Origin of the sequence: Pseudomonas sp. REP124 (genome assembly GCF_020164475.1) — a bacterium.
Taxonomy (GTDB): domain Bacteria; phylum Pseudomonadota; class Gammaproteobacteria; order Pseudomonadales; family Pseudomonadaceae; genus Aquipseudomonas.
Genome location: NZ_JAIQWX010000195.1, coordinates 1 through 9,912 on the forward strand (window position 1 = coordinate 1; position 9,912 = coordinate 9,912).

The following is a 9,912-nucleotide window of genomic DNA, read 5'->3' on the forward strand; positions in this document are numbered from 1 at the left end:
GGTACAGATACAAATACGGATACGGGCAATGGCGTGTGTTAGCGATTTGGCTGCGGCGTCAGACGCAGATAGGGCCTGACCGCCCGATAGCCCTTGGGAAAGCGCTGTTTGATTTCCTCTTCATCCTTGAGCGACGGCACGATCACCACCTCGTCACCGTCCTGCCAGTTGGCCGGGGTGGCCACCTTGTAGTTGTCGGTGAGCTGCAGCGAATCAATCACCCGCAGGATCTCGTTGAAGTTGCGGCCGGTACTGGCCGGGTAGGTGATGGTCAGCCGCACTTTCTTGTTCGGATCGATCACGAACAGCGAGCGCACGGTGAGGGTGTCGTTGGCATTGGGATGGATCAGGTCGTAGAGGTCCGAGACCTTGCGATCGGCGTCATCGAGGATCGGGAAGTTGACCACGGTGTTCTGGGTGTCGTTGATGTCTTCGATCCAGCGATGGTGGGAGTCCACCGGGTCGACGGACAGCGCGATGGCCTTGACCCCGCGTTTGGCGAACTCGTCTTTCAACTTGGCGGTGAAGCCCAATTCAGTGGTGCACACCGGCGTGAAGTCCGCCGGGTGGGAGAACAGCACACCCCAGCTATCGCCCAGCCACTGGTGAAAACGGATGGTACCGGCGCTGGAATTCTGTTCGAAATCGGGGGCGATGTCGCCGAGTCTGATACCCATGGTGCTGCTCCTTCTGAGTGCTTGTTGAACTCCACTGTGCCTGGGTTTCTTATCTATTAAAAAGAATAAATATTGATTTATTTAGACCATAAAGAAATATTAAACATCTGTTCACTGGACCTGATCAGCCATCGGGCCGAACATCGCTCACAAGGTTCGAGAAGGCCTTGAGTTGCTGCAAAAAAGGGGCGTTTCGGGGCGGGATTACGGGGGTGACTCCGCCTTGAAACGCAAAAGCCCCGCCCGGCGTGATGCCGGGCGGGGCTTTTTTTCGTCGGTTACCCGCGCGCTGTTACAGCAGCGGAATCGAGTAGCTGACGATCAGGCGGTTTTCGTCCTGGGAACGGGTGTTCGGCAGGTCGGTGCGCCACATGGCGTTTTTCCACATGAAGCCCAGGTTCTTCAGAGCTCCGGACTGAACGACGTAACCCACGGTCAGGTCGCGTTCCCACTCGGAAGCGCCGTTGGCCGCCTGGCGACCGGCAGCGTTGACGGTATCGATGTCGTCGCCCTTGAGGTAAACCACACCCGCCGTCAGGCCAGGTACGCCAACCTTGGCGAAGTCGAACGAGTAGCGTGCTTGCCAGGTGCGCTCGCCGGCACGGGCGAACTTCTGGATCTGCATGTCGGTGATGATGTAGGCCGACGAACCGTCGCCCTGGTTCAGCCAAGGGAAGTCGCTGCTGCCGTTGCTGACCTGGTAACCGCCACCGAAGGTGTGACCTTCGACGGTGTACAGGAACAGGCCGCTGTACAGGTTGTTGTCGACTTTGCCCTTGCCGTTCGGCGCGTTGTAGTTACCGGTGGTGTAGTAGTTCACGTCGTGACCATTGGCACCGTCATCACTGCTGTTGAAGTAACGCAGGTCGGACTTCAACACGCCCGGGCCGATTGCCCAGTTGTGGGTCAGGCCCAGAAAGTGTTGTTTGTAGAAGTTTTCCAGATTGCCGTAGTAGTACTGGGCAGTCAGGTCTTTGGTGATTTTGTAGTCACCGCCACCGTAGATGAACTTGTTGCTGTCGCGACCTGCTGCGGTGCGGCCGTTGGCACCGGAAATCGACAGTTGCTGGTTGTTGCTCGAGTTACGGCCCTTGGCCTGCTCGATCTGGCCACCGACCAGGGTCAGGTCCTTGATGTCACCGGAGGTGATCTGGCCACCTTGCCAGGTTTGCGGCAGCAGACGACCGTCGTTGGTCACGATCACCGGCAGTTTTGGCTGCAGGGTGCCCAGCTTCAGCTCGGTCTGCGAGACCTTGGCCTTGGCGGTCAGGCCCAGGCTGGAGAAGTTGTCTACCGCTTCGCCGTTGGACTTGCTCGGGAAGACGGTGCCGCCGTAGGAGTTGTTCGACGCACCGTTAGTGCCGCCACCCGAATCCAGTCTCACACCCAACAGGCCGATCGCGTCGATACCGAAGCCAACGGTGCCTTGGGTGTAACCGGAAGTGAAACGCAGATCGAAGCCTTGGCCCCACTCTTCGTTCTTGTTCGGAACGTTACCGGTGCCGTCACGGTAGTCGGTGTTGATGTAGAAGTTACGCAGACCCAGAGTGGCCTTGCTGTCTTCGATGAAACCGGCGGCGCTTGCCTGCTGCGCCAAAACCCCAACGGCCACAGCCAGGGCCAAGGTGGACTTGTTCATTGTTTCGCTCCTGTAATTTCTAATTTTTAGGTCCGGGGTCGATTGCCCTGGATCCTTGATTCGCATGAGTGGCACCACGAACCCGCAGTGAAACCTGCCCCTGAAAATTGGGCGGCGCAGCATACCCGTTCATAAAACCGAATTGAATCACCCAAACCCTATTTATATCGGGATGGAATATAACTAGTCGTACGATGTCCGACCAGAAATAATATCGGCAATTAAACCGATTCCTGTAGTCGTGGTGATCGGGAGGGTGCAACGGATAAGTGAACCGGGGTGTCGCGGGGCCTGTTGGTCAGGTGGGAGCTACTGTAGACGTTTGGGTAAAAATCTAAAAAGAATAAAAAATCATCGATAGTTAGTTTTATGGAATAAAAAAGTTGACCCAAAAAAAAGCCTCGTCCGGGGACGAGGCTTTTTTTTTACGCCGACTGCTTACATGAAGCTGTAGGTGTAGTTGAAGATCAGACGGGTTTGGTCTTTATCGGCAAGGTTCTCCGCGTTACCGCGGTATACGCCATGACGGAGAGTCGCGCCCAAACCTTTGAAGGTCCCCTGCTGAATGGTGTAGTCGACACGCATATCACGTTCCCATTCGGACATGTCGCTGCCAGTCCCGTTTCTGGCTTTGATGTTTTCGCCACGCAGATAGGCAATCGACGCTTTCAAACCGGGAAGACCCGCTGCGGCGAAGTCATAGCTGTACTGACCAAAAGTGGTATTTTCGCCCGCACGCACAAAGCCGTTGATCATGGCATCGGTGAACAGGTAGAAACTGGTTCCGCCGTTGCCTTCGTTACGACCGTTGCCATCAACCACGTTGCCTTGGTTCAGGTAAACAAAACCACCGTCATCATTGACACGCTGGTGACCGAGCAGAAACGCGTTGCCACCCAAGGTGTAGGTGAACATTGCACTCCACGTCTTGTTATCGACCTCATTAGGATTGCTTGCATAGCCGCCATTGTTATTGAAGAAATAACCGGCATCGCCATTTTTGCCATCGGAGCTGCTGTCGAAGTAACGCACATCAGTCTTGAAGGACTGGTTTGGAGCGATCTGGTAAACGTGCACCAGACCAAGGAAGTTCTGCTTGTAGTAGTTTTCCAGATTCGCGTAGTAGTACTGCAACATCAGGTCTTTGGTGACCTTCCAGTCAGCACCAGCGTAGCGGAACTGGTTGCTGTCCTGAGTACCGCCGGCCACTGCCAAGCCAGTGGAGTTGGAAGACGCACGACCCGCCGAGTGCTCGAGCTGACCGGCGTTAAAGGTAACGTTATCGATTTCCTTCGAGGTGATCGTGCCACCGTCGAAGGTCTGTGGCAGCAGACGACTATCGTTCGCGACCAGGATTGGCATGTTGGGCTGCAGAGCGCCGCCCAGATGAGCTTCGGTCTTGGAGAAGCGTGCCTTCACGTTAGCCGATGCGCGGCTCCACTCGTGTACAGCCGAACCATCGGTGTCACTTGGGAAGAAGGTGTTGGAGTCAGGGTGGTGGCCCTTGCCGCCGTCCAGATGGATACCAACCAGCGCCTGAGCATCGATACCGAAACCAACGGTGCCTTGGGTGAAACCGGACTGATAGTCGAACTTCAGACCTTCAGCAGTTTCACGCTGATCGGAACCACCTGGATCACGGTTATCGTCGTTGTAATACATGGTGCGAGAACTGACGGAAGCCTTGCTGTCTTCCAGGAAACCCGCGGCGGCTGCCTGCTGCGCCAGAACCCCAAAGGCCACGGCCAAGGCCAAGGTGGACTTGTTCATTGATAAGCTCCTCTCGTCTCTAATTCTTGTAGTCCTGGTTCCGGGTCAGTTGCCTGGAATCCTAAGATGCGCGATTAGCGCCGGTCGGTGACTCACAAGTCAATCGTAACTATGTGTGTCTACGACCATAGTCTAATCCCCGGTTTTTTGGTCCATGCAGGGTCATGAAATTGTCACAAACCTGAAAAGAACAGATGGCTTCTTTTCTCATACCATTTAGGTATTTAGCTCACCGCGCCTGCACTCCCTCAGAATAGAGCGGCTGGCTAATAAGCTAATTCCTAAATGTTATTTATTTTGCGTTTCTTATATCGATTAGGTTTTGAAGCAATCCTGAAACAAAACCAGTCGAAAAGGACAACGCCATGACCACCAGACGCGCACTATCCAGACCAATTGTGACAGTTTGTGTATCGCTGCTTTTTTCTTTCACCGCGCACGCGGCCAACCTCACGGTGGGTTACCAGACCGGTATCGACCCGAGCAAAGTCCCCCAGGCAGACGGCCTCTACGAAAAAACCATCGGTGAGAAAATCGACTGGCGTCGATTCAATAGCGGCCCGGAAGTAGTGACCGCCATTGCTTCGGGTGATGTACAGATCGGCAACCTCGGCTCCAGCCCGCTGGCGGCCGCCGCGTCGCGCAATCTGCCGATCGTGGCGTTCATCGTTTCAGCGCAGATCAATGCTGCTGAAGCCCTCGTAGTACGCAACGGCAGCGGCATCGATAAACCGCAGGATCTGATCGGCAAGACCATCGCCACGCCCTTCGTTTCCACCTCTCACTACAGCCTGCTCGGCGCGCTCAAGCACTGGGGCCTGGACACCTCGAAAGTCAAAGTGGTGAACCTGCAACCGGCGGAAATCGCCGCGGCGTGGAAGCGTGGGGACATCGACGGCGCGTTCGTCTGGTCGCCGGCGCTGGGGGAAATTCGCAAGACCGGCAAGACCTTGACCGATGCCGCCCAGGTCGGCCAATGGGGCGCGCCGACCTTCGAGGTCTGGGTCGCGCGCAAGGATTTCGCCGAGAAGCACCCGGAAGTGGTGGCGAAATTCGCCAAGGTTACCCTCGACTCATTTGCCGACTATGCGGCGCATAAGGACAGCTGGACGGCGGACTCCGTGCCGGTGCAAAAAATCGCCAAATTGACCGGTGCCAATGCCGCCGACGTACCGGAATTGCTCGCAGGATCAGCGTTCCCGGATGCCAAGGCGCAACAGACCAGCGCGCTGCTCGACGGCGGCACGGCCAAGGCGATTGGCGAGACGGCGAAGTTCTTGAAGGAACAGGGGAAGGTTGAGACGGTACTGCCGGATTATTCGCCGTATGTCAGTGCGAAGTTCGTGCAGGACTGACACGAGTCCCCTGTAGGAGCGAGCACGCTCGCGATGGTGGGTCAGGCACCGCGGGGCTTCAGGGGCCCAGCGTTATCGTTGACGACCATCGCGAGCGTGCTCGCTCCTACAGGGTTTGGATTGTGTTCAGAGGGCCTTTTCGAAGATCTTCGAATTACGCTGATAGTTGTACAGCGACGCCCGCGCCGATGGCAGGCGCTCGACGCTGCTTGGCGCAAAGCCGCGCTCGCGGAACCAGTGGGCCGTGCGGGTGGTGAGGACGAACAGGGTTTTCAAACCCTGGGCTCGGGCACGATCTTCAATGCGCTCCAGCAACTCGTCGCCACGACCGCCATGCCGGTACTCCGGGTTCACCGCCAGGCAGGCCAGCTCACCGGCATCCGAATCGGCAATCTGATACAGCGCCGCACAAGCGATGATCATGCCTTCACGCTCGACCACGCTGAACTGCTCGATTTCGCGTTCCAGCACTTCGCGGGAGCGACGCACCAGAATCCCCTGCTCTTCCAGCGGGCTGATCAGATCCAGCAATCCGCCCACGTCTTCAATGGCCGCTTCGCGCACCACTTCGAACTGCTCCTGGGCCACCAGGGTGCCGCCACCGTCACGGGTGAAGAGTTCGGTCAGCAGCGCGCCGTCTTCGGCGTAACTGACGATATGGCTGCGGGCCACGCCGCCACGGCAGGCTTCGGCCGCCGCATCCAGCAATTCCGCCTGATAGTTGCTGCCCAGACGCTGCAGATGCGCCGGCACCTGCTGTGGACGCAGTTCACGCACCAGACGCCCGTGCTCATCGATCAGGCCTTCTTCGGCACCGAACAGCAGCAGCTTGTCCGCGCCCAGATCGATGGCGGCGCGGGTGGCGACGTCTTCGCAGGCGAGGTTGAAGATTTCACCGGTCGGCGAGTAACCCAGGGGCGAGAGCAGCACGATGGAGCGCTCGTCGAGCAGGCGATTGATGCCCTTGCGGTCGACCCGGCGCACTTCGCCGGTGTGGTGATAGTCGACGCCTTCGAGCACGCCGATCGGCCGCGCTGTCACCAGGTTGCCGCTGGCCACCCGCAGGCGCGAACCCTGCATCGGCGAGGACGCCATGTCCATGGACAGGCGCGCTTCGATGGCGATACGCAATTGGCCAACGGCGTCGATCACGCATTCCAGGGTCGCGGCATCGGTGATGCGCATGCCGTGGTGGTAATGCGGCGTCAGGCCACGAGCTTCCAGACGCGCTTCGATTTGCGGGCGGGAACCGTGAACCAGCACCAGACGCACACCCAGGCTGTGCAACAGCACCAGGTCGTGGACGATATTGCCGAAATTGGAGTGCTCAACGCCGTCGCCAGGCAGCATGACGACAAAGGTGCAATCGCGGTGGGCGTTGATGTAAGGGGAAGCGTGACGAAGCCAATTGACGTATTCGGGCATGAACCTGGGCCTGTAATAAATAGCAGCCGAAAAAAAGGGCGAACAGAAAACGCACAGCGGGCTGATGGTTATCGTCGGAACAGGCTTGGCGACACGCGCGCTCTCCTCATGAATACGGGTTGGGACACTGGCAATTTAAACGCAAACATCCTGTAGGAGCGAGCATGCTCGCGATGGTGGCACAGACACCGCTGGGTGTCAGACAGCCCGCGTCATCGTTGACGACCATCGCGAGCATGCTCGCTCCTACAGTGAGTGCGTTTAACCCGCAGAGACCGGATTTTGAGCCGGTTTCAGACAGTAATGTTCAATCAACTGCCGTAATAGATGCACCGTAGGCTGCAAACGTGACATTTCAAGGAATTCTCCCGGCTGGTGGGCGCAGGCGATGTCGCCGGGGCCGAGCACTACGGTCTCGCAGCCAAGTCGCTGAAGATAAGGTGCTTCGGTGCCGAATGCCACCGCTTCGGCACTGTGACCGGTGAGCTTTTCGGCGATCCGCACCAATTCTGCATCCGCGTCCTGCTCGAACGACGGCACTTCGGGGAACAATGGCGCGTAATCGATCTTCACCTGATGCCGCTCGGCCACGGGCGTGAGCCGCTGCAGAATCTCGGCGCGCAAGGCCTTGGGGTCCATGCCCGGCAACGGTCGCAGGTCGAACTCCAACGAACACTGGCCGCAGATGCGGTTGGGGTTGTCGCCGCCGTGGATGCAGCCGAAATTCATGGTCGGGGTCGGTACGCCGAACTGCGGATTGCGGAATTCGCGCTGCCACAACAGGCGCAGGCCGCGCAGCTCGCCGATGGCATCGTGCATGGCTTCAAGAGCGCTGTGGCCCAGGCGCGGGTCCGAGGAGTGGCCGCTCTGCCCGAGGATGTCGATGCGTTCCATCATGATGCCCTTGTGCATGCGGATCGGTCGCAACCCCGTCGGCTCGCCGATCACCGCCGCCCTGCCCAATGGCCGCCCGGCCTCGGCGAGCGCACGGGCACCGGACATCGAGCTCTCTTCATCGCAGGTGGCGAGGATCATCAGCGGCTGCTTGAACGGTTGATCCAGCAAAGGTATGAGCGCCTCGATGGCCAAGGCGAAAAAGCCCTTCATGTCGCAACTGCCCAGACCCACCCAGCGGCCGTCGACTTCGGTGAGCTTCAGCGGATCGGTATTCCACAGGGCACCGTCGAACGGCACGGTATCGCTGTGCCCGGCCAGCACCAGCCCGCCGGGACCGGAACCGAAAGTGGCGAGCAGATTGAATTTGCCCGGGCTGACCTGCTGGATATCGCAGGCAAACCCCAGATCACCCAGCCACGTGGCCAACAGGTCGATCACCACACGATTGGATTGATCGAGCCTTGGCTGGGTACAACTGACGGACGGTGCAGCGATCAGCGCAGCGAACTGATCTTTCATGGACGGCAAAGGCATCGCAGACTCCAACCCCCGAATTGAAGTCCATCATAGAGCCATCCGGCGACAGGAATAAACCGTCGCACGGCGAAGCAGGGTCGAGTCCTGTACACTGCACGACCTTGGCAGCCATACATTCCCCCCGGCTGCGCTCCCGATCCTGGATTTTCCGGCCATGCAGAAAGAAACCGAAATCAAACTCCGCGTCAGCCGCGAAACCCTCGCCGCCCTGCGCGAGCATCCACTGCTTAAAAAACGTATCAAGTCCGGCTGGGAACGTCGTGAGCTGATGAATCAGTACTTCGACACCCCCGAGCGCGACCTGGCCCACGCCAAGGTTGCCCTGCGCCTGCGCAAGGATGGCGATGAAGTGATTCAGACCCTCAAGACCCGCGGCCAGAGCATCGCCGGTCTGTCGGTGCGCAACGAATACGACTGGAATCTGCCCAAAGCCAAGCTCGACCTGAAGAAGCTCGACGGCGAATGCTGGCCCGAAGCCCTGGCCGAACTGGACAAGAAAACCCTGAAGCCGATTTTCACCACCGACTTCGTCCGCGAACGCGCCGAAATCGCCTGGGGCCGCGGCAAGGCCAAAGTGGTCATCGAAGCCGCGCTGGACCTGGGCCATGTGGTGGTCGGCAAGCAGAAAGAAGAAATCTGCGAACTGGAACTGGAGCTGCGCGAAGGCGAACCTGCCGCGCTGCTGGAACTGGCCGCGGAACTGGCCGAGAAACTGGCCCTGATGCCTTGCGACATCAGCAAGGCCGAACGCGGCTATCGCCTATATGACGCCAACAGCTATTCGCTGAGCCTGCCGGCGCCGCAACTGACCGCCGAAACCCCGCTGGACGAAGCCTTCGCCGCGCTGTCCTGGCATTTGCTGGGCAGCAGCCAGCGCCTGGCCGAGCAATATCGCTTCAACGGCCACTGGCGCCTGCTGCAGGACTGGGTGGAAAACCTCGCCGAACTGCGTGCGCTGATCAGTAGCCTGGGCCAGGCCGCGCCGCGTCAATCGACCCACGACTTGCGCGTTGCCCTCGACGCCCTGCTGGAAGACTGGCGCCCGCTGGTCCAGGCAGGTGCGGACGATGAAGACATCCGCAAAGCCGCGCCGGAGCAGTTCCTCGAAGAGCTGGAAGACCCGCGCTGGGGCCTGTTCTCGCTGACCACTTCGCGCTGGTTGCTGGCCCGCACCTGGGCCGCCGACCGCAACACTCGCGGCAATCGCCAGGGCGCCGCGCAACTGAGCAGCTGGCTGCCGCGACTGTTGAGCGAAGAAGCCAATTCGCTGCAACTGCAACGCTACCAGCAGCAACCCGAAGACCTGGCCGAGCAACTGCCGCGTATCGAACGCATCCAGGTCTGGCTGCACCACGCGCGCAACGTGCTGGACATTCCGGAGATGGATCGTCTGTACGGCGAGCTGAACAAACTGGCGCAACTGGCCAACGAACCGATCACCGACGAAGCCCTGGATGCGCGCAAGCAGCAGGCGATTGCGGTGTATCAGAACCGGGCGTGGAAGATGTTGTTGCGTCTGTAACGCTTTCGACCTAATGCCAGACAGCTAAGCCAAACACCCTTTGTGGCGAGGGGGCTTGCCCCCGTTGGGTCGCGCAGCGGCCCCAAAAGA

Annotated in this window: 7 protein-coding genes; 2 read left to right on the forward strand and 5 right to left on the reverse strand. The window is 59.0% G+C overall.

Annotation, left to right across the window (positions count from 1 at the left end):
* Positions 1 to 38 precede the first annotated feature (38 nt).
* The 3 genes from K9857_RS27895 to K9857_RS27905 all read right to left on the reverse strand — a co-directional run bounded on the left by K9857_RS27895 (position 39) and on the right by K9857_RS27905 (position 4,086).
* Positions 39 to 677, reverse strand: coding sequence for a peroxiredoxin (locus tag K9857_RS27895; protein ID WP_224541393.1), 639 nt, complete (start codon positions 675 to 677; stop codon positions 39 to 41).
* A gap of 292 nt (positions 678 to 969) precedes the next feature.
* Positions 970 to 2,316, reverse strand: coding sequence for an OprD family porin (locus K9857_RS27900; protein WP_224541394.1), 1,347 nt, complete (start codon positions 2,314 to 2,316; stop codon positions 970 to 972).
* A gap of 438 nt (positions 2,317 to 2,754) precedes the next feature.
* On the reverse strand, positions 2,755 to 4,086 hold the full coding sequence (locus tag K9857_RS27905) for an OprD family outer membrane porin (protein WP_224541396.1): 1,332 nt from the start codon (positions 4,084 to 4,086) through the stop codon (positions 2,755 to 2,757).
* Between the two features lie 365 nt (positions 4,087 to 4,451).
* Between K9857_RS27905 and tauA the strand changes: the two genes are divergently transcribed.
* Complete coding sequence (gene tauA / locus K9857_RS27910) at positions 4,452 to 5,441, forward strand: taurine ABC transporter substrate-binding protein (RefSeq protein WP_224541398.1); 990 nt, start codon at positions 4,452 to 4,454, stop codon at positions 5,439 to 5,441.
* A gap of 126 nt (positions 5,442 to 5,567) precedes the next feature.
* Here tauA and argA read toward each other — a convergent pair whose 3' ends face one another.
* Both argA and argE read right to left on the reverse strand, forming a co-directional pair.
* Positions 5,568 to 6,866 carry an amino-acid N-acetyltransferase gene (gene argA, locus K9857_RS27915; RefSeq protein ID WP_175379691.1) on the reverse strand — a complete coding sequence of 433 codons (1,299 nt, stop codon included), beginning with the start codon at positions 6,864 to 6,866 and terminating at the stop codon, positions 5,568 to 5,570.
* Positions 6,867 to 7,127: 261 nt separating this feature from the next.
* Positions 7,128 to 8,297, reverse strand: a complete 1,170-nt coding sequence (gene argE / locus K9857_RS27920; protein WP_224541400.1) for an acetylornithine deacetylase — start codon at positions 8,295 to 8,297, stop codon at positions 7,128 to 7,130.
* Between the two features lie 157 nt (positions 8,298 to 8,454).
* Between argE and K9857_RS27925 the strand changes: the two genes are divergently transcribed.
* Entirely contained in the window at positions 8,455 to 9,822 is a 1,368-nt protein-coding gene (locus K9857_RS27925) for an inorganic triphosphatase (protein ID WP_224541402.1), read from the forward strand.
* Positions 9,823 to 9,912 lie beyond the last annotated feature (90 nt).

Bases quoted from the DNA above. Each gene is read 5' to 3' on its own strand.
- K9857_RS27905 (WP_224541396.1), bottom strand. From the start codon at position 4,086: ATGAACAAGTCCACCTTGGCCTTGGCCGTGGCCTTTGGGGTTCTGGCG.
- argA (WP_175379691.1), bottom strand. From the start codon at position 6,866: ATGCCCGAATACGTCAATTGGCTTCGTCACGCTTCCCCTTACATCAAC.
- K9857_RS27925 (WP_224541402.1), top strand. From the start codon at position 8,455: ATGCAGAAAGAAACCGAAATCAAACTCCGCGTCAGCCGCGAAACCCTC.
- K9857_RS27900 (WP_224541394.1), bottom strand. From the start codon at position 2,316: ATGAACAAGTCCACCTTGGCCCTGGCTGTGGCCGTTGGGGTTTTGGCG.
- tauA (WP_224541398.1), top strand. From the start codon at position 4,452: ATGACCACCAGACGCGCACTATCCAGACCAATTGTGACAGTTTGTGTA.
- K9857_RS27895 (WP_224541393.1), bottom strand. From the start codon at position 677: ATGGGTATCAGACTCGGCGACATCGCCCCCGATTTCGAACAGAATTCC.
- argE (WP_224541400.1), bottom strand. From the start codon at position 8,297: ATGCCTTTGCCGTCCATGAAAGATCAGTTCGCTGCGCTGATCGCTGCA.